The sequence below is a fragment of the Xanthomonas sp. CFBP 7698 genome (genome assembly GCF_003600855.1).
GTDB lineage: Bacteria > Pseudomonadota > Gammaproteobacteria > Xanthomonadales > Xanthomonadaceae > Xanthomonas > Xanthomonas cannabis.
Genome location: NZ_PRDN01000002.1, coordinates 457,835 through 477,664 on the forward strand (window position 1 = coordinate 457,835; position 19,830 = coordinate 477,664).

Annotated in this window: 19 protein-coding genes; 9 read left to right on the plus strand and 10 right to left on the minus strand. The window is 67.9% G+C overall.

All coding sequences use genetic code 11. The annotated features are described in order from the left end of the window. Window positions 1-29: 29 nt before the first annotated feature. From XnspCFBP7698_RS09855 to pdeM, 9 genes are all read left to right on the plus strand, one after another. Window positions 30-356 carry a hypothetical protein gene (locus XnspCFBP7698_RS09855; protein ID WP_047694353.1) on the plus strand — a complete coding sequence of 109 codons (327 nt, stop codon included), beginning with the start codon at window positions 30-32 and terminating at the stop codon, window positions 354-356. Between the two features lie 365 nt (window positions 357-721). After that, window positions 722-2,431: a diguanylate cyclase gene (locus XnspCFBP7698_RS09860; RefSeq protein ID WP_047694351.1), complete on the plus strand. Its 1,710-nt coding sequence runs from the start codon at window positions 722-724 to the stop codon at window positions 2,429-2,431. A 110-nt stretch (window positions 2,432-2,541) separates the two neighbouring features. Then, window positions 2,542-3,108 carry a polymer-forming cytoskeletal protein gene (locus XnspCFBP7698_RS09865; RefSeq protein ID WP_047694349.1) on the plus strand — a complete coding sequence of 189 codons (567 nt, stop codon included), beginning with the start codon at window positions 2,542-2,544 and terminating at the stop codon, window positions 3,106-3,108. Continuing rightward, complete coding sequence (locus XnspCFBP7698_RS09870; RefSeq protein WP_104581054.1) at window positions 3,105-3,470, plus strand: hypothetical protein; 366 nt, start codon at window positions 3,105-3,107, stop codon at window positions 3,468-3,470. The genes XnspCFBP7698_RS09865 and XnspCFBP7698_RS09870 overlap by 4 nt, the downstream gene beginning before the upstream one ends. Window positions 3,471-3,700: 230 nt before the next feature. Further along, window positions 3,701-4,720: a ligase-associated DNA damage response exonuclease gene (locus XnspCFBP7698_RS09875; RefSeq protein WP_047694345.1), complete on the plus strand. Its 1,020-nt coding sequence runs from the start codon at window positions 3,701-3,703 to the stop codon at window positions 4,718-4,720. Continuing rightward, on the plus strand, window positions 4,717-4,950 hold the full coding sequence (locus XnspCFBP7698_RS09880) for a hypothetical protein (protein WP_104581053.1): 234 nt from the start codon (window positions 4,717-4,719) through the stop codon (window positions 4,948-4,950). The genes XnspCFBP7698_RS09875 and XnspCFBP7698_RS09880 overlap by 4 nt, the downstream gene beginning before the upstream one ends. Continuing rightward, window positions 4,947-6,551: an ATP-dependent DNA ligase gene (locus XnspCFBP7698_RS09885; protein ID WP_104581052.1), complete on the plus strand. Its 1,605-nt coding sequence runs from the start codon at window positions 4,947-4,949 to the stop codon at window positions 6,549-6,551. Before XnspCFBP7698_RS09880 ends, XnspCFBP7698_RS09885 begins: the two co-directional genes overlap by 4 nt. Then, complete coding sequence (locus XnspCFBP7698_RS09890) at window positions 6,548-9,049, plus strand: ligase-associated DNA damage response DEXH box helicase (protein WP_104581051.1); 2,502 nt, start codon at window positions 6,548-6,550, stop codon at window positions 9,047-9,049. Before XnspCFBP7698_RS09885 ends, XnspCFBP7698_RS09890 begins: the two co-directional genes overlap by 4 nt. Further along, on the plus strand, window positions 9,039-9,683 hold the full coding sequence (gene pdeM, locus XnspCFBP7698_RS09895; protein ID WP_104581050.1) for a ligase-associated DNA damage response endonuclease PdeM: 645 nt from the start codon (window positions 9,039-9,041) through the stop codon (window positions 9,681-9,683). Before XnspCFBP7698_RS09890 ends, pdeM begins: the two co-directional genes overlap by 11 nt. Before the next feature lie 27 nt (window positions 9,684-9,710). On the opposite strand, the gene XnspCFBP7698_RS09900 is transcribed toward pdeM, so the two are convergent. From XnspCFBP7698_RS09900 to rlmD, 10 genes are all read right to left on the minus strand, one after another. Continuing rightward, on the minus strand, window positions 9,711-10,982 hold the full coding sequence (locus tag XnspCFBP7698_RS09900) for an NAD(P)/FAD-dependent oxidoreductase (protein WP_104581049.1): 1,272 nt from the start codon (window positions 10,980-10,982) through the stop codon (window positions 9,711-9,713). Between the two features lie 94 nt (window positions 10,983-11,076). After that, window positions 11,077-11,283 carry a cold-shock protein gene (locus tag XnspCFBP7698_RS09905; protein WP_003488188.1) on the minus strand — a complete coding sequence of 69 codons (207 nt, stop codon included), beginning with the start codon at window positions 11,281-11,283 and terminating at the stop codon, window positions 11,077-11,079. Window positions 11,284-11,370: 87 nt separating this feature from the next. Further along, window positions 11,371-12,123, minus strand: a complete 753-nt coding sequence (locus tag XnspCFBP7698_RS09910; RefSeq protein WP_104581048.1) for an S-methyl-5'-thioinosine phosphorylase — start codon at window positions 12,121-12,123, stop codon at window positions 11,371-11,373. Between the two features lie 224 nt (window positions 12,124-12,347). Continuing rightward, window positions 12,348-12,902 (minus strand): hypoxanthine-guanine phosphoribosyltransferase, encoded by a 555-nt coding sequence (locus tag XnspCFBP7698_RS09915; RefSeq protein ID WP_039406636.1) that lies wholly within the window; start codon window positions 12,900-12,902, stop codon window positions 12,348-12,350. Then, the gene (gene nagZ / locus XnspCFBP7698_RS09920; RefSeq protein WP_104581047.1) at window positions 12,902-13,903 is read right to left on the minus strand and encodes a beta-N-acetylhexosaminidase; all 1,002 of its coding nucleotides are present in this window, start codon (window positions 13,901-13,903) and stop codon (window positions 12,902-12,904) included. Before nagZ ends, XnspCFBP7698_RS09915 begins: the two co-directional genes overlap by 1 nt. A gap of 179 nt (window positions 13,904-14,082) precedes the next feature. Beyond that, window positions 14,083-15,660, minus strand: coding sequence for a cryptochrome/photolyase family protein (locus XnspCFBP7698_RS09925; protein WP_104581068.1), 1,578 nt, complete (start codon window positions 15,658-15,660; stop codon window positions 14,083-14,085). Between the two features lie 165 nt (window positions 15,661-15,825). Continuing rightward, a complete protein-coding gene (locus XnspCFBP7698_RS09935; protein WP_104581045.1) occupies window positions 15,826-16,860 on the minus strand; it encodes an FAD-dependent oxidoreductase in 1,035 nt (344 codons plus the stop codon). Window positions 16,861-16,875: 15 nt separating this feature from the next. Further along, a complete protein-coding gene (locus tag XnspCFBP7698_RS09940) occupies window positions 16,876-17,559 on the minus strand; it encodes a DsbA family oxidoreductase (RefSeq protein WP_123137393.1) in 684 nt (227 codons plus the stop codon). A 175-nt stretch (window positions 17,560-17,734) separates the two neighbouring features. Continuing rightward, window positions 17,735-18,226: a CYTH domain-containing protein gene (locus XnspCFBP7698_RS09945; RefSeq protein ID WP_047694324.1), complete on the minus strand. Its 492-nt coding sequence runs from the start codon at window positions 18,224-18,226 to the stop codon at window positions 17,735-17,737. A 181-nt stretch (window positions 18,227-18,407) separates the two neighbouring features. Next, complete coding sequence (gene rlmD, locus XnspCFBP7698_RS09950; RefSeq protein ID WP_104581043.1) at window positions 18,408-19,742, minus strand: 23S rRNA (uracil(1939)-C(5))-methyltransferase RlmD; 1,335 nt, start codon at window positions 19,740-19,742, stop codon at window positions 18,408-18,410. Between the last annotated feature and the right edge of the window lie 88 nt (window positions 19,743-19,830).

Here is a 19,830-nt window from a genome sequence, read left to right on the forward strand (position 1 = left end):
CAACACCGGAACAGGAACAGGACCACCTCATGAAGACGATCCGCATGCTGTCGTTGAGCGCCATTGCCGCCCTCACCCTTGCTGCCTGTCAGGGCCCCGATGCGGAGCAGGCGCGCCGCGACGCTGCCTCTGCCGCAAAGCATGCCGCAGCTGCCACCGAACAGGCCGCCGACCGCGCCGCAGTGCAGGCCAAGGCTGCCACCGCCGACGCCCGCGTGGCCGCACGCGAACTGGCCGCCGATGCCAGCCGTGCGACTGCCAATGCCGCAGACGCAACCGCCGACAAGACCCGCGAGATGGCCAACAAGGCCGAGCAGAACGCCGACAAGCACGACGCCGAGCATCCGCAGCACTAAGACCACGAGCAGTTATCAGGTAGGCATCGCCGGCCCGCATAGAGGCATCGGTGTACACGCGGCACCTACCGCTTTCGCGCACCGGCCGCTCCCGCCTGACCACTGCGCAGTAGATTCGTCAGCTGCCTCAAGCCGCATCTGTCCCCTGCGCTCACCGCCCCGGTGGGCGCAGGATGCGCCACGCTCGGCACGCGCACGCCGCTGCCACCGCGCAGCACCAGGCATGCGGACACGCAGCTTGCCGCTGTCCGCCACCGTGAACACAGCACATCGCGTCGCCTGCCTGCCTTCACTTTCGTGCCGGCGCGCACGTCTTGCGCCGCGATTGGGCTCGTGTTGTCGAGGCCGGCAGGCTAGCATCCTGCATGCCCTCCTTCTTTTCCTCGCGCCGCCGCAACCAGCTGGCGCTGATCTTCTCTGCGCTGATCTTCATCGTGATCGGCGTCGGCATCTTTGTCGGTGCGCGGCGTTCGCTGGCCGACGCGGCGCTGGTCTCGCACACCCATGAAGTGATCGGGCGGGTCGACGAGATCCAGGCACGCCTGCTGGATGCCGAATCCGCGCAGCGCGGCTTCCTGCTCACCGGCAACGATGCCTACCTGCTGGACTATCAGACCAGCGTCGAGCGCCTGCCGATCCTGCTCGGCAACCTGCGCCGGCTGATCGTCGACAACCCGTCGCAGGAGCAGCACCTGACCCAGCTGCAGGCGTTGGTGGAGGCGCGGCTGCGGCAGATCCAGCAGGTGCTCGATGTCTATGCGCAGGGCGGCCTGGAGCCGGCACGTGCGAGCATCCGCCAGAGCGCGTTCCGCACCACCAGCGCCATCCGCGAGCAGGCGCTGACGATGGTGCAGCGCGAGCAGGAGCTGCTTGCGCAACGTGCCGAAAGCAGCCGGCAGAGCGCGACCCTGTTGCTGGTGCTGGCGTTGGCCGGCATTCCGTTCGGCCTGGCGGTGGTCGGCACCGTGTATGCGGTGCTGATGCGCGAATTGCGCCATCGCGCGCAGGCCGAGCGTCTGGCGGCGCAAGCCAATCGCGAACTGGGCGACAGTGTCGGCGCGCTGCAGCGCAGTACCGCCGATCTCAACCTGCTGAGCCGTTACACCGGGCTGCTGCAGAGCTGCATCAGCGCAGAAGAAGCGTTGGTGGTCACCAGCCGCACGCTGGCCAGCCTGCTGCCGGGCGTTGCCGGCAGCGTGTATCTGCTGCGTGCCTCGCAGGATCGCGCCGAGGCGATCAGTCACTGGGGCGAGCCGCTGGTGCAGAGTGCACCGCATCTGCTGCCGGAAGAATGCTGGGCGCTGCGCCGCGGCCAGCCGCATGTCATCGACGACCTCGCCCGCGATGCGTTGTGTGCGCACATCGAGGAGCCGGGTGGCCAGACGCCGATCACCACCGCGTGCCTGCCGATGTCGGCGCAAGGCACCCAGCTGGGCTTCCTGTTTCTGTCCTCGCCCGGTCCGGGCCCGATGCCGCGCCTGGAGATCGCCGAGGCTGCGGCCGAGCAATTGTCGCTGGCGCTGAGCAACCTGCGCCTGCGCGAATCGCTGCGCCGGCAGTCGATCCGCGATGCGCTGACCGGGCTGTACAACCGCCGCTATCTGGAAGAATCGCTCAGTCATGAGTTGGCCCGTTGCGCGCGACGCGGCCTGCCGCTGTCGGTGCTGATGCTGGACGTGGACCACTTCAAGCAGTTCAACGACAGCCAGGGGCATGCTGGCGGCGACCTGCTGCTGGCTGCGGTGGGCGAGCTGCTGCTGACCCGTCTGCGCGCCGAAGATGTGGCCTGCCGCTACGGTGGCGAAGAATTCACCGTGATCCTGCCCGAGGCCGATGGCGAGGAAGCCATGCGCGTGGCCGAGCAGATCCGCGCGCAGATCGCGGCATTGGCGGTCACCGATGGGCAACGCGCGTTGCCGCGCGTCACCGCGTCCATCGGTGTGGCCAGTTTCCCGGTCGACGGCGAACTGGGCGCCAGCCTGATCCAGAAGGCCGACGCGGCGCTGTATGCCGCCAAGCATCGCGGACGTAACCGGGTCGAGCGTCATGGCGCCGGAGCGAGCAGGCCGGATTGACGCACAGGGCCAGGGCGGCGCGCTGTCGGTCTCGGATTGCGCGCTCTGTCACACAAAAGATCGATTGACGCAGCGATAGTCGGCCCAGACCCCCGAAGCGAGGCAGTCCGATGTCGATGTGGCGCGATCAAGGTCCCAACAAGAAAGACGGTGCTCCTGCAGCCCCGGAGGCGCCTGCCGCCGATGGCCGGCTGTTCAATGCCGATCCCGGCCCCGCCGCGCCGGTGCCGGCCGCCGCCGCCGCGCCCAGCGTCGTGCCGGCCGCTGCGCCATCGCAGCGTCAGGGCGAAGCGAAGGAATCGCTGATCGCCGCCGACATCAGCATCGAAGGCAAGATCGAGGGCGCCGGTCACGTGCGTCTGGCCGGCCGCTTCAAGGGCGACGTCAACGTCAAGGGCGATCTCACCATCGAACGCGGCGCCAAGCTCACGGGAGGCGTGCGCGCCAACAAGGTCATCATCGCCGGCGAGCTGGAAGGCAATATCGAGTCCGCCGCGCAGGTGGAACTGCAGACGTCCGGCGTGCTGGTCGGCGACGTCAAGGCCGGCAACCTCACCGTCGCCTCGGGCGCCCGCATGCGTGGCCAGGCCGACTTCGGCTGGGGCGAAGACGCCGGCAGCAAGCCGTCAGCCGCCGCCAAGGCCAGCGTGGGCGGCGACACCACCGACGCCACATGAGTGCACCGCGCCCGGGCACGCCCGGCGCCACGCGCAGCTGTCCGCATTGCAAGGCCACGATCCTGGAAAGCGCGATCATCTGCCCTGCCTGCAAACACCACCTGCGCTTCGACTCGGCGGCTGCACAGCACGCGCAGCCGGCGCCGATCGTGCCGTTGAAGGTCGACGGCACCATCCGCCACCCCGCAGACGGCGATCCGTGGGAATACACCGTGGTCGTGGTGGTGCGTAACGGCAAGGGCGAGGAGATCCGCCGCCACGTGGTCGACGTAGGCGCAATGCAGGGCGGTGAGGAGCGTGGGTTCACGCTCGCCGTGGAGGCGATGGCGGTACGCGCGCCCGGGCGGCGTACGCGGCATTGACGGGCTGCTTGCGGTAGCGCGTCACCATCGCCGGCACCGGCCATGGCGACTGTGCGTTGGCAATGCAGGCGCGGCATCGCGTCTGGTCCGCGCCCGCTCCACCCGCCACATGCACCGACATCGCGCCAGCGCTGGCCCTGCAGTTGGCAGCGCGACCACGTCTTGTTGCCCAGCCGATGCCGCCATTCCTATTCTCAGGATCTGCACACCGGCTTGGCCAGAGTTGCCGCATGCGCAACGGCAACGACGACACGAACCCACGCGGCGATCTGGTGGTACTTGGCCCCGAGGGGCTGTATTGCCCGCAGGGCGACTTCCACATCGATCCCTGGCGCCCGGTGCCGCGTGCGGTGATCACCCATGGCCACGGCGATCACGCCCGCGGCGGCATGGGCGAATACCACTGCACCCGCGAAAGCCTGCCGATCCTGCAATGGCGGCTTGGCGAACAGGTCTATCACCCGCATGCCGATGGCGAGGCGTTTACGCTGGGACGCGCACGCGTGTCGCTGCATCCGGCCGGACACGTGCTGGGGTCGGCGCAGGTGCGCATCGAAGTGGATGGTGAAGTCTGGGTGGCCTCCGGCGATTACAAGCGCCAGCACGATCCCACCTGCGCGCCGTTCGAAGTGGTGCCATGCGACACCTTCATCACCGAGGCAACGTTCGGCTTGCCGGTGTATCGCTGGCCCGACACCGCCGATGTGGCGGCCGATATCGTGGCCTGGCGACGCGAATGTGCCGAGCGCGGCGAGGCTGCCATCCTGTATTGCTACGCACTGGGCAAGGCGCAGCGCGTACTGGCCGAGCTGCGCGCCTGGGACACCCAGCCCGCACTACTGCACGGCGCGATTGCGGCCGGCGTAGCGGTGTACCGCCAGGCCGGGATCGCGATGCTGGACACGCAACCGGTCAGCGAACATGCGCGCGGCGCGGACTATGCCGGGCAATTGGTGCTGGCACCGCCGTCGGCGGCCGGCAGCTCCTGGATCCGCCGCTTCCGACACGCGCAACAAGGATTCGCATCGGGCTGGATGCGCATTCGCGGCAATCGCAGGCGACGCAATTACGATCGCGGCTTCGTGGTCTCCGATCATGCCGACTGGCCGGACCTGCTGCGGACCATCGAAGACACCGGCGCCCGCCGCGTGATCGCCACCCACGGCAACACCGATGCGCTGATCCAGCACCTGCGCGAGCGCGGCGTTGCGGCCGAAGCCTTCCGCACCGATTTCGGAGCCGAGGAATGAACCCCTTGCCCGCACGCCGGTATACACGCGCGCGCGTGCGCATTCGCCTGAGCGGCGCACTTGCGTTCGGCCGGCATGCACTGGCATTTCGTGTGCGCCGCAGCGTGCCGGCGGCGGTCATGGGCCCGCCGCGTCTGCAACGTCGCCCACGCACGCTGGCCGCATTCACGCGACGCGCGCTGGAACTGCGCGCGGCCGACAGACAGGCCACGGCAGAGGCAATGCCGTGAAGCGTTTTGCCGCGCTGTACCGCACCCTGGACCGCAGCACCGGCACGCTGGACAAGCGTGCGGCGCTGGTCGCCTATTTCCGCGATGCCGCGCCGCTGGATGCGGCCTGGGCACTGTATCTGCTGGCCGGCGGCAAGGTGGCCAGTACGCGCATGCGCATTGCCAGCAGCGGTGAATTACGCGAATGGATCACCGACACCGCCGGCATCGCCGACTGGCTGGTGGCCGACAGCTACGACCATGTCGGCGACCTGGCTGAAACGCTGGCCCTGTTGCTGGACGACCCGGACACCGAAGCGGCCGACCTGCCGCTGGCGGAATGGATCGAACACCGGCTGTTGCCGATCGCCAATCAGGACGTCGCCGTGCGCAAGGCGTGCATCGTGCAGGCCTGGCGCAGCCTGGCCTTCGACGAGCGGCTGGTGTTCAACAAGCTGCTCACCGGCGCGTTGCGGGTCGGCGTGTCGCAGCGGCTCGTGCAGCAGGCGCTGGCCGAGCTGTCAGGCGTGGACATCGCGCGCATCGCGCAGCGCATGCTCGGCAGTTGGCGCCCGCATCCGACCTATCTGGCCGATCTGCTGACCAGCGAAGAACTGCCCGGCGATCGTCAGCAGCCCTACCCGTTCTTTCTTGCTTCGCCGCTCGAAGCGGCCGTCGACACGCTGGGACCTATCGACGACTGGCTGCTGGAATGGAAGTGGGACGGCATCCGGCTGCAACTGATCCGGCGCGCCGGCGAAGCGGCGCTGTGGTCGCGCGGCGAAGAGCGCCTGGACGGGCGCTTTCCGGAGATCGAACGCGCGGCGATGCAGTTGCCCGACGGCACCGTCATCGATGGCGAGCTATTGGCCTGGAAACCGGAGCAGCCCTTGCCGATGCCGTTCACTGCCTTGCAGACGCGCATCCAACGGCTCAAGCCCGGCCCCAAGACGCTGGCCGACGCACCGGCGCGCGTGGTCGCCTACGACCTGCTCGAACTGGACGGCGAAGACCTGCGTGAGCGCCCGCTGCAGGAGCGACGCGCACTGCTGGACGGCGTGCTTGCCACACTCGCCGACCCGCGCATCGTCGCCTCGCCGCTGGTGCAGGTGAGCGATTGGCAGGCCGCCGCGCAGGTGCGCGTGGAGGCACGCGAGCGCGGCGTGGAAGGGCTGATGCTCAAGCGCGCCAACTCCGTCTATCAGGCCGGGCGCCGACGTGGCGATTGGTGGAAGTGGAAGATCGACCCGCTCACCATCGATGCCGTCCTGCTGTACGCGCAAGCCGGCCACGGCCGGCGCAGCACGCTGTATACCGACTACACCTTCGGGCTGTGGCATGAGGGACAGCTGGTGCCGATCGCAAAGGCCTATTCGGGCCTGGACGACAAGGAAATCCTGCAGCTGGACCGCTGGATTCGTGCCAACACCACCGAACGGTTCGGCCCGGTGCGCGCGGTCACCGCGCATCATGTGTTCGAGTTGGGGTTTGAAGCGGTGAATCGCAGCGCACGGCACAAATCCGGTATTGCGGTGCGCTTCCCGCGCATCCTGCGCTGGCGGCAGGACAAGCCGATGTCCGAGGCCGACCACCTGAGCAGCCTGCAGGCCCTGGCGCGGTGACGGCGGCGCAGCAGGCACGCGGCACGCCATTGCAGCAGTGGCGCGACTGGTTCGCGCAGCGCGGCTGGGCGCCGTTGCCGTTTCAACGCGATGTGTGGAAGCGCTATCTCGATGGCGAGTCCGGCTTGCTGCACACGCCCACCGGCAGCGGCAAGACGCTGGCGGCGTTCGGCGGGCCATTGCTGGACGCATTGGCTGCGCGCGGGCGCAAGTCACCGGTTAAACAGGGCAAACCTGCGTCACCTGCGCGGCGCCAGCAGCAACGCAATCTGCAGGTGTTGTGGATCACGCCGTTGCGGGCACTGGCCGCCGACACCGCGCGCGCATTGCGCGAACCGGTGGAAGCGCTGGGGCTGGACTGGCAGGTGGGACTGCGCACCGGTGATGCCAGCGCGCGCGACAAGCGGCTGGCGCGCAGCGGCAAGCTCGACGTGTTGGTCACCACGCCCGAATCGCTGGCCTTGCTGCTGTCGTATCCGGACACCGCGCCGCAGCTGTCGGCGCTGCGCTGCGTGATCGTCGACGAGTGGCACGAGCTGCTCGGCAACAAGCGCGGCGTGCTGCTGCAACTGTGTCTGGCGCGCTTGCGCGGATGGACGCCGCAACTGCGCATCTGGGGGCTGTCGGCAACGCTGGGCAATCTGCCGCAGGCGCGCGATGTGCTGCTGCCGCACCTGCCCGATGCAGCGCTGGTATCGGGCGTCAAACCGCGCACGATGACCTTGGAAACGCTGCTACCGGAAAGTGGCGAGCGGTTCCCATGGGCGGGCCATCTTGGTCTGGCACAACTGGCGCGCGTGCTGCAAAAGATCATGCAGCAGCGCACCAGCCTGGTGTTTACCAACACGCGTGCGCAGGCCGAGTTATGGCATCAGGCCTTGAGCGCGGTGTGGCCCGAAGACCTGGCCACGCTCGCGCTGCACCACGGCTCGCTGGATCCATCGCTACGCGCGGCCGCCGAGCGCGGCCTGGCCGATGGCAGCCTGCGCTGCGTGGTGGCAACGTCCAGCCTGGATCTGGGCGTGGATTTTCCGGCGGTGGATCAGGTGTTGCAGGTCGGTAGCCCCAAAGGCATTGCGCGCCTGCTGCAGCGCGCCGGACGCGCGCGCCATCGTCCCGGCGAATCCGGGCACGTGGTGTGCGTGCCCTCGCATGCGCTGGAACTGGTGGAATACGCCGCCGCCCGACGCGCGCTCACCCACGGCCATATCGAAGCACGGCCGCCGCCGCGCCTGTCGCTGGATGTGCTGGCGCAACACTGCGTCACCCTCGCCCTCGGCGGCGGCTTCCAGGCCGATGCGTTATTCGAGGAAGTGCGCGGCACCGATGCATTCGCTGCGCTGGAAAGACCCACCTGGAATGCGGTGCTCGACTTCATCGTGCAAGGTGGCAGCGCCCTGGCGCACTACCCGGATTTCCACAAGGTGGTGCGCGACGACGACGGCGTGTACCGCGTGATCGACCGGCGCGTCGCGCTGCGGCATCGGCTGTCCATCGGCACCATCACCAGCGATGGCAGCGTGCGCGTGCAGTTCCTGCGCGGCGGGCGGCTGGGCGCGGTGGAAGAACAGTTCGTCGGCCGTCTGCGCCGCGGCGACCGCTTCCAGTTTGCCGGCCGCCTGCTGGAACTGGTGCGGCTGGAAGACATGACCGCCTACGTGCGCGTGGCCAAGGGCGGCAGCGGCGTGGTGCCCAAATGGATGGGCGGACGCATGCCGCTGTCGTCGGCATTGGGGCGCGAAGTGGAAGCGGTATTCGCCGACCCCGGCGATGCGCCGGAGATGCAGGCCTTGGCACCGTTACTGCAGCTGCAGGCCTCGCTCTCTTCGCTGCCGGGGCCGGACCATCTGCTGGTGGAAAGCATCAAGGCCCGCGATGGCCGGCATGTATTCGTGTACCCGTTCGCCGGCCGGCAGGTCAACGAAGGGCTGGCCGCGTTGCTGGCGGCGCGCTGGGGCCGGCGTCAGCGCAACACCTTCAGCTTCGCTGCCAACGACTATGGCTTTGTGCTGTCGCCGGCGCAGGACGTCGAGATCGATGCCGATGTACTACAGAGCTTGTTGTCGCCGGTAGCGCTGTTCGACGATCTGCGCGACAGCCTCAACCTGGGCGAGCTGGCACGCCGGCAGTTCCGCGAGATCGCGCGCGTGGCTGGCTTGCTGTCGCCCTCGTTGCCTGGGCGTGCGCCGCGCAGCCTGCGTCAGCTGCAGGCCTCCAGCGGCTTGCTGTACGACGTGCTGCAGCGCTTCGACCCGGATCACCTGTTGCTGGCACAGGCCGAGCGCGAGGTGTTCGAAGGCCAGCTGGAACTCGCCCGCCTGGCACATGCGCTGGAGGACTGCGCCCGCCGCGAATTGCGCCTGTGCAAGCCGCGCAGCCTCACCCCGTTGTCGTTTCCGCTGTGGGCCGAACGCGTGCGTGGGCAGCTGAGTACCGAAGACTGGAAGGCGCGCGTGTTGCGCGCTGCCGAACAACTGGAGCGCAAGCATGGGCGATAGCGTGCAGCTACAGCTGGCCGGCGAAACCGTGGAATTGCTCGGCGAACGTGCCTTGTACCGCCCGACGCAGCGCGCGCTGTTGATCGCCGACCTGCACCTGGGCAAGGCCGATGTCTTCCGACGTGCGGGCATCGGCTTGCCGGCCGGCGGCACCGCGCACGATCTGGAGCGGCTGGATGGGTTACTCGCCCAGCGCCAGGTCGACGCGCTGTGGATCCTGGGCGACCTGCTGCACGGCCCGGCACCGCGCGCCGCCTGGCATCGGCGCTGGAGCGCATGGCGCGAGCAACACTGCGCGTTGCAGGTGATCGCCATCCGTGGCAATCACGACCGCGCACTGGCAGGTGCCGGGTTGCAGATCGAAGCGGCCGGCGAACAGGTCGAAGATGGCCCGTTCGTGCTGCGCCACGACCCAGTGCCGCACCCCACCGGCCATGTGCTGTGCGGGCATCTGCATCCACTGGCCAAGCTGCCGGGGCTGTCGCGACGTTGGCCCGCCTTCTGGTTGCGCGAGCGCGTGACCATCCTGCCGGCGTTCTCGCAGTTCACCGCAGGTATCGTGCCGACGCTCACCGAAGGCGAGCGCCTGGTCGCCTGTGTGGAGGGTGATGCGATGGCACTGCCGGTGCGTTAGCCAGCGCCGCGAATGCGCCGGCCGACGCTACGACGCTGCGGCCACTTCCGCCTTGTCGTCGGCCGCATGCGCCACCGGTTGCGACAAGGCCTCCACGAATTCCGGTGCCAACGCCAACTTGCCGAACCAGCCATGCTGGGTGCCGCTGAGCACGCGCAGCATGTGCCCGCGCCCGCCCGGCACACGTCCCATCGGGCGCAGCAGCAGATCGCGGCCCTGTGCCCAGAGATCGCGTTCGGACTGGAACAACGGCGTCAGCCAGCGGCTCCAGCGGTGATAGATCGCCACATGCGCCTGGCGTTCGCGTTGATACCGCTGCAACGCCTCGTCCAGATCGCTGCCCGTACGCAATGCATCGCGCATGGCCAGCGCGTCGAGCAGGGCCATGTTCACGCCCTGCCCGAGCTGCGGGCTCATCGCATGCGCCGCATCGCCGGCAAGCACGAAGCGGCCGCGATGCCAGCGCGACACCACCGCATCGCGATAGCTCGCCCGCGCCAGTGCGCCATGCACCTGCACCGTGGCAAGCCGCGCGTGCGCTTCCGGCCACATCTGCGCCACCTCATCGCGCCAGGCGGCAATGCCGCGTTGTTCCCAGGCAACGAAATCGCTGCACGGCAGGCTCCAGAAAAAACTCAGCCGCGGGGTGTCGTCGCCCGGACGCGTGCCCACCGGAAGCAGGCCGATCATCTTGCGCGCGCCGATATAGCGTTGGCGCAATTCGTCCACGAACGGCCAGTCCTCGCGCGGCAACAGACACCACAGCGCGCCCCATGGATACACCCGATCCAGCCGGGTTCCCTGCGCCTGCGCGCGCAAGGTGGAGGCCGAGCCATCGGCGGCGATGATCAGATCGTAAGGGCCGTGCCATTGCCCGCGTTGATCCTGCACGCGCACGCCGTCGTGGTCGATGGCGGTGATCTGCGTATCCACATGCAGTTGCGCGTGCTGCGGCCAGGCCTCGCGCAGCAGCGTAAACAAGGCGCCGCGCTGCATGCCCACACCCATCAGGCGCGCATCCAGATCACGGTACTGCATGTCCATCACTGCGCGTCCGCAGGGCGTGTCGCCGTACAAGCGGCGCACCGGTGCGCCATGCGCAAGCGCCTGCGGCAGCAAGCCCATGTTCCAGAGCACCTGCAGGCCACTGGGCTGCAGCAAGAAGCCTGCGCCCACCGGCCCGGGCGCGGCGGCGCGCTCGAACACCTCCAGTTGATGCCCATCGGCCCCCAGCAACACTGCCAGCGCCTGCCCCGCCGTTCCGTAGCCAACCACCGCAATCCGTAATGTTCGTTGCATCGTCCCTGCTCTGTTTCGTTATTGCTGCCCACGCACAACGGCGCAAAAAAAACCCCGCCGTGGCGGGGTTCTTCAACCGCACAATCGAGACAGATTACTCGACCGGCGTGATGTTCGAAGCCTGGGCACCCTTGGGGCCCTGGGTCACGTCATAACTGACGCGCTGGCCTTCCTGCAGGCTACGGAAGCCCTTGGAATTGATCGCGGAGAAGTGCGCGAAGACATCGGCGCTGCCGTCCTCCGGTGAGATGAAGCCAAATCCCTTGGCGTCGTTGAACCACTTGACGGTACCGTTCGGCATGGTGATGCGAGACCTTTGCAATAATTAATGGGTGGTGTACGGCGGTGCGTACGCGCCGAGTATGCAAAGCTTATTCCCCAATGACAATCACCCGCGTGCAAGTTCGCCAATCAGCTCCGGCAGGCCGGACGAGGCGGCATCCACGTTGGCCAACACTTCGGCCATGGTGATCTCCTGCGCGTCGCCGCAGCCGGCCGCCCAGTTGGCCACGATCGCCAGACACGCATATTCCAGGCCTTTTTCGCGCGCCAACCCCGCTTCGGGCATGCCGGTCATGCCGACCAGATCGCAACCGTCGCGGCGCATGCGTGCGATCTCTGCAATCGTTTCCAGCCGTGGTCCTTGCGTCGCGCCATAGCAACCACCGGCCACCAGCGTGACGCCGGTCACCTTGGCGGCGGCAATCACCTTGCTGCGAAACATGGGCGAATACGGGTGGCCGAAATCCACATGCTGCACTTCGCTGCCGGGCTCTTCGCAGAAGGTGGAAATGCGGCCCCAGGTATAGTCGATCAGTTGGTCGGGGCACGCCAGCACGCGCGGCCCGAACTGGTCAGTGATTCCGCCTACCGTGTTGAGCGCAAGCACGCGCGAGGCGCCGATTTGCTGCAGCGCAGCGATGTTTGCGCGGTAGTTGACCTTGTGCGGCGGCAACGAATGCCCCTCGCCGTGCCGGGCCAGGAACGCCACGCGATGGCCGAGCAACATGCCGACACGGATCGGCCCGGACGGTACGCCATACGGGGTGTCGAGCTCATGCGTCTGCACGTCGTCGAGCTGCGCGAGCTTGTAGACACCGGTGCCGCCGATGACGGCCAGGGCGATGGAATTGGGGGACATGGGCGACCTCTGCTACGAACGGACGTGGATGCGCGCGGCGCGCGCCAGGTTGCCCGCGCAGTGGCGGGCCAATACGAACGACGCCGACAAGGCTATCGGTGTCGATAGTGAACATGCAGGACTGCGATCTCCGCGTCCCCAGACACGGCACGCGGCGCTGCGCCGCGTCCGCGCGCTACTTCGAACCCCGAGCGCAGCCGACACGCCCGGCCACGCCGCGTGGATTACTGCTTCATCGCGTAGATGGCAGGAATGCCACGCAGCTGCTCGTTGACGTCCATGCCGAAACCGAACACGTAGCGGTCTGCCACTTCCACTCCCACGTAGTCGGCGGTGACGCCGGGCACGCAGCGGTCGTGCCGCTTCACGGTCAGCACCGCCACGCGCACGTCGGTGGCGCCCTGCTCCAGGCACCACTGGCGCACGCCCTGCAGGGTGTAGCCCTCGTCGAGGATGTCGTCGACCAGGATGACCCGGCGGCCGAACAGTGCGGTGGCCGGACGGTGCTTCCACACCAGCTCGCCGCCAACGGTTTCGCCGCGGTAGCGGGTGGCATGCAGGTAATCGAACTGCAGGTCCTGACCACGTGCGCCGAGTTCCAGCGCCAGCTGGCCAGAGAACGGCAGCGCGCCGTGCATGATGGTGAGATACACCGGCACTTCACCGGCGTAGTCGCGCGCGATGGCGTCGGCAATGGTGGACACGGCGGCATCGATGGCCGGGCGGTCGACCAGCAGATCGGCTTGGGCCAGGGCCTGGGAAATGGTGAGCGTGGACATCAGGCAATTGTTCCGAAAGAGGCAGAAGGAGTGTTGAAGGAAGCATCGGTGCCGGCCAGCAGGCCATCCCAGCCGAGCGCGCCACGACCGATCAGCCCGATCAGGGCTGCAGTATTGAGGCTGCGGCCCTGCACGGCCTGCAGCGATTCGTCGACCAGCTCCGGGTGGCAGACCAGCACCACGTCGCAGCCGGCATCCAGATGCGCATGCACCCGGCCGGCCACGCCACCGGCGGTGAACGACGCCGCCATGCCGATGTCGTCGGAAAACACCACGCCGCGGAAGCCCAGCTGCCCACGCAGGATCTGCTCGATCCAGCGCGGCGAGTAGCCCGCCGGTTCCGGCGCGACCTGCGGGTAGACCACGTGCGCCATCATCACGGCGTCGGCGCCGGCCTCGATCCCGGCCACGAACGGCACCAGGTCTTCAGCCTGCAGCACTTCGAGCGGTCGCGGGTCGCTGGCGTGGTCGACGTGGGTGTCTTCCAGCACCGTGCCGTGGCCGGGGAAATGCTTGAGCGTGGCGGCCATGCCGGCGCCGTGCAGCGCCTGCACATAGGCACGGGTGAAGGTAGCCACGATCTGCGGGTCGTCGCTGAAGGCGCGATCGCCGATGGCGCGGTTGCCGCGGCCAAGGTCAACCACTGGCGCGAAGCTCAGATCCACGCCGCTGGCACGCACCTCGCTGGCCATCAGCTGCGCGTGCGCGCGGGCCGCGCCCAGCGCAGCCTCGGGGTCCTGCGCGTACTGCGCACCGAAGCTTTGCAACGGCGCCAGCGCGCTGAAGCCTTCGCGAAACCGCTGCACGCGTCCGCCCTCCTGGTCCACGCAGATCAACACCGGGCGCGGCGCCGCGGCGCGGATGGACGCCGACAACTCGGCCACCTGCGTGCGCGAGGAGAAGTTGCGCGTGAACAGCACCACGCCGGCAACCGCATCGTGCTGCAGCCAGTCGCGTTCCTGTGCGCTGAGTTCGTTACCGGCAACGCCGATCAGAAGCATGTTGGGGGACTCCCGGGCCAGGCGCCACGAGGGCGCAGCGCGGCATTGTCGCAGATGCGCGTTGCAGCGTCAGATCGCGCATTCAGGCGGGCGTTGAATCGGCAGGCTGGCCGGGACGCGCGTTGAGCGCAGGTGCAGAGCGCCCGGCGACCGCGCCCTGGCCCGCCCCCGCAACGGCTTCAGAGCACGTCCAGGTGTGTCCGCCAATGCGCGGCCTGGGCCTGGATGCCCTCCAGCACTTCGGGTGCCATGCCATCGAGCTGCCGGTACGGCATCGCCAGACGCTCGTTGCCGCCCAGCAGCGGGCGCTGCCGCGCAAGGAAATCCCAGTACAACGCGTTGTACGGGCAGGCCTTGGGGCCGGTACGTGCCTTGCGCTGATACCCGCACCCGGCGCAGTAATCGCTCATGCGGTCGATGTAGGCCGCGCCGCTGATGTAGGGCTTGCTGCCGAGCAGGCCGCCATCGGCAAACTGGCTCATGCCCACCGTATTGGGCAGCTCCACCCATTCGAACGCATCGATATACACGCCCAGATACCAGCGATGCAGCGCTTGCGGGTCCAGCCCCGCCAGCAGCGCAAAATTGCCGATCACCATCAGCCGCTGGATGTGGTGCGCGTGCGCATTGGCCAGCGAGTTGCCGACCGCATCGGCCAGGCAGCGCATGCCGACCTGTCCATCCCAGAACCAGTGCGGCAGCGGCGCATGCTGATCCAGGCGATTGGTGTGGGCGTACTCGGGCATGTGCGACCAGTACACACCGCGCACGTATTCGCGCCAGCCCAGGATCTGGCGGATGAAGCCTTCCACCGATGCCAGGGGTGCCTGCCCGTGATGCCATGCCGCCTCGGCGCGCGCAATCACCTCGGCCGGGTGCAGCATCTTGACGTTGAGCGCGAACGACAGCAGCGAGTGGAACAGCCGCGGGCTGCGGGTACTCATCGCATCTTCGTAGCGGCCGAAGTCCGGTAACGCCTGCGCGATAAAGGCATCCAGCTGATGCAGCGCTTCGTTGCGATCCAGTGGCCAGGGCAATGCCTCGGCGCTGGGCGCTCCGAAACTGCGCACGCCGGCAGCTTCGATGCTGCGCCACAACGCGCGGTGGTCGTGCGCTGTACGCCAGTCCTGCGGCGCGGGCGGATCGCCCGGCCACGGCGCGCGGTTGTCGTGATCGAAATTCCAGCGCCCGCCCTGCGGCTCTCCGGCCGCGTCGAGCAGGATGCGATGGCGGCGGCGCATGTAGCGGTAAAACACTTCCATGCGCCACTGGCTGCCCGCACCAAAGCATGCAGCGACCTCCTCGCGCGCGGTCAAGAAATGCTCGCTGTCGACCATGCGCGTGGCAAACGCACGGCCTGCACTCCATTGCCGCAGCGCTTGATCCAGCCGCCACTCGTCTGGCGCCTGGTAGTCCAGCTGGCCGGCGCGGTAGTGGGCCATCAGCGCATCGAGATTGGCAGGGATGGACTGCCGATTACTGGGGTTGTCGATCGCGACATGGCGCACCCGATGCCCGGCTTGCCGCAGCCCGGCCGCAAACGCGCGCATCGCCGCGAAGATCGCCAGGATCTTCTGCGCGTGATGCAGCACGTAGTCGGTTTCCTCGCGCACTTCCATCAGCACGTAGACCACACCGGGGTCGCGGGTCGCGAACCAGCTGTGCTGCGGGTTGAGCTGGTCGCCCAGGATCAGCCGCAGCGTATGTGCGGGCGCCTGTGTGGTGCTGTCGGCAGAGGCCGGCGCGGCGTCAGGCATCAGCACAGCCCCTGCCGGTGCGCGCGGTCCATGCATCGCCCCGCGCTGCGCTCAACCATGCGCAATGACCCCGCGTGCTGCATCGCGGCGGCATCGTGCACTACGCCAACCCCGCAAGCGACGCGCTGCCGCTGTGTCTCGTTGTTGCGCAGACGCAGCCACGACTCACGCGTCGGCACGGTCGGCAGCATGACCCGCACAGACCTGCTGCGCCAGCGCAGTTCCGCTTTGCCAGGCGCCTTCGACCTTGCCGCCGGCCAGCCAGTCACCGCAGATGCCGATGCCACGCTGTGCGTCCCACACGCAGCCAAGCTGCAGTGGCGGCTCGGTACTTGCGACCGTCCATCCAAACGCATCGCAGGCGTGCGGCAGCGGCAGGCCAAGCGCCGCCAATTCCGGCAACAGGCGCGCGATGACCTCGACAGGCGACGCATCACGATGGGCCCGGCTCCACTCGGCAGTGGCGTGCAGCAGCCAGGTCTCCGCGCCGCCTCGCCCTGGTTTGCTGGAATCGCGCGCCACCCAACGCAATGGCCCGGCATTGACGAACAACGCGTCATAGCCCGGATCGATGCGTGCATCGAAGCGCAGCACCAGCGCCCACGCAGGCTGCATCCGCGCACTGCAGGCAATCTCGCACAGCGCGGGCGCAATTTCGGCTAGCCATAGCGCCGCGTCGGGCGCCGGAAGCGCGAGCAGCAGCGTATCGACGCCGTGCGGCGCAGCGCCGTCCTGCACATCCACCGCCCAGCCCTGCCCGCTGCGTTGCAGCGTGCGCAGCTTCGCGTGCATGCGCACATCCAGGTCCGCCGCAAGCGCACGCGCCGGGGCGGCCATGTCCGGCACGCCGACAAAACGCGTCAGCGCGCTCTGCGACAGGCGCCGCTCTGCGCCATCCCAGCTTGCGATGCGCACCGGCCAGCGCGCGGCAACTCCGGCGCCCATCCACGCGTTGACCACCGCCGCAAACGCCGGATCGCGTGCGGTGAAATACTGTGCCCCGGTATCGCATTGCCAGCGGTTGCCGGCGTGGCCACGCATGCGCCCGCCGGGTGCGTCGCCCTGCTCGTACACCGTGACCGCATGGCCGGCAGCGTGCAGGGCGTCGGCGCAGGCAAGGCCGGCCAGGCCGGCGCCGATCACCGCAATCGCGAGCGGACGGTGCGGACCGGCTGTCTGGTCAGTGGCTGGCAGAGGCATCGCGCAACCGGTCGATCAGACCGGGCAGCCATCCGGCCCGCAGGCGTCGGGGCCGCCGACCGGTACCGACTCGGCGGCCAACTGCAACAAGGCCTGCGCAAAGCTCTCGGCTGGCTGCGCGCCCTGGATCAGGCTGCGCCCGTCGATCACAAAACTGGGCACCGCGCGAATGCCCAGCGCACGGGCCTGCGCCAGCTGCGCCTGGACCTCGACGGTCCCTTCGTCGGAGTCGAGCATCGCCTGCACGCGCGCGGCGGCAAGACCGCCGGCCTCACCGGCACGCAGCAGGGTCTCGGTCGCCGCCACGTTGCGGCCTTCGGCAAAGTGCGCATGAAACAGCGCTTCCATCACTGCACCGACATCGCCTTCGTGCGTGGCCAACCACAACAGCCGATGCGCACGCAGCGTACTCACCTGCACTTGGCCGCGCCCGAAGTCGAACGGCAGGCCCTCCGCACGCGCGGTCGCCTGGGTCTGCGCCAGCATCTGCTCGACGCGCTCGACCCCGCCGAACTTGCGCGCCAGCGCGTCGCGCAACGGTACCGGCTCGGCGCCAGCGTCCGGATCCAGCTCGAAGGCGTGGTAATGGATGTCCAGCACCGGCGCCCTTGCGCCCAGCGCCGCGACGGCCTGTTCAAACCGGCGCTTGCCGATCCAGCACCAGGGGCAGACTACGTCGGACCAGATATCGATGCGCATACGCGGGGATTTGGGATTGGGCAATGGGGATTCGCAGAGCATAAGCCCAATCGCTACAGCGGAAATTAGAAACGAGTGAGGGCAATGCCGGGAAAGCATCGATCAGCGGGGCGCCGCACCCTGCCCTTGCGACTCCCGACTCCCGACTCCCGACTCCCGAATCCCCGCTCCTGAATCACCCGGCCCAGCGCGAAAACGGATGCGATGCCAGCGCCAGATTGTAGTACCGCGTGTCGTCGGTCACTTCCGCACCGATCCACTCGGGCTTGGCAAAGGCTTCGTCGGCGCTGGCGAGCTCGATCTCGGCCACCACCAGCCCGGCGTTGTCGCCGAGAAATTCGTCCACTTCCCACACATGGCCCTGGTACTCGACCAGATGCCGGCGCTTGTCGATCAGCCCGCCCACGCACAGGTCCAGCAGCGCGCGCGCATCGGCGAGTGGAATCGGGTACTCGAACTCCTGGCGGGTATGCCCCACCTCACGCGACTTCAGATTCAAGAACGCACCCTCGCCCTGCACACGCACACGCACCGATGCATTCTGCGCCCCGCTACGCAACGCCGCCTGGTCGTTGATGTAGCCCTGCGCCATCGGGATCACCGCATGCGCGGCAGCACGCCACCCATCGCCGGAGACAAGAAACTTGCGTTCGATTTCTAGAGGCATGGGATTCGGGATTTGGGATTTGGAATTGGGGATTTGCTACAGCAACGCACTGCATGCCTGTGGGGCTCTTGCCAACGCCATGCCATACCAGCGGCAACGCTTCGAGCTGGTCATTGGGTACAGCGGCTAGCGAAAGGACATTATGACCCGCCGTTGCGAATCCCCAATGCCCAATCCCCAATCACCGCCGTTCGAACACCGCGATGCTCTCCACATGGGCGGTATGCGGGAACATGTCCATCGCACCGGCCGACACCAGCGTGAAGCCTTGCTCGTTGACCAGATAACCGGCGTCGCGCGCCAGCGAGCCCGGGTGGCAGCTGACATAGACGATGCGTTCGAACTTCTTCAGCGGCAATTGCTGCAGCACTTCCAGCGCACCGGAGCGCGGCGGGTCCAGCAGCAACTTGTCGAAGCCCTGGCGCATCCAGGACGCACTGCGCTGGTCCTGGGTCAGGTCTGCCGCATGGAACTGCGCATTGTGCAAGCCGTTACGCTGTGCATTGTCCTTGGCGCGCGCGACCAGCCCGGCATCGCCTTCCACCCCGACCACCTCGCGCACGGTGCGCGCCAGCGGCAGGGTGAAGTTGCCCAACCCACAAAACAGATCGAGCACACGGTCATCGGGCCTGGCATCGAGCAGTGCTAGCGCGTGCGCGATCATCTTCTGGTTGAGCGAGGCGTTGACCTGGATGAAATCCAGCGGACGGAAGGCCAGTTCCACATCCCACTGCGGCAGGCGAAACGACAGCGGCACCTCTTGCGGCCACAGCGGATGCACACTGTCCACGCCGCCGGGCTGCAGGAAGATCGCAAAGCCGTGCTCCTGCGCGAACGCCACCCAGGCCTGTTGGTCGCGCTCGCTGAGCGGCTGCATGTGGCGAATGGTCAGGGCCACCGCGTCGTCGCCGGCGATGAATTCGATCTGCGGAATATCGCGCTTGCCATCCATGCCCTCGACCAGCGCAGCCAGCAGCGGGATTTTGTCGCCGATCTGCGGGATCACCGTGTAGCAGACCGACAGGTCGGCCACGAAACGTGGGTCGAGCTCGCGGAAGCCGACCAGCGTCTTGTCTTTCTTCTCGACCCGGCGCACCGAGAAACGGCCCTTGCGGCGATAGCCCCAGTTGTCGCCGGTGAGCGCAGGCAGCACGGTCTGCGGGCTGACGTGGCCGATGCGTTCAAGATTGTCCATCAGCACCCGCTGCTTGGCCACGATCTGCTGCGACTCCTCGAGATGCTGCAACACGCAGCCGGCACAGACACCGAAATGCGGGCAGCGCGGGGTCACGCGCTGCGGGGAGGCTTCCAGCACCTCCACTGTCTTGGCCTCGTCGAAATGGCGGCTACGCGCGGTGGGTTCGGCACGCACCAGCTCACCGGGCAGGGCGCCGCTGATGAAGGTGACCTTGCCGCCCTCGCCGTCACGGCGCGCAACGCCGCGCCCGTCATGGCTCAGGTCGGTGATGGCGGTCTGGAAGGGAGTACGGTCGAAACGGTTTCGGGTTCTGGCCACGTGGCGACGAGCTGCGGGCAAAAAGGGTGCGTATTGTCGCAGATGCGATCGACGGAGGCCGCGCCGCCTGGCGCGGCAATTGTGGCGC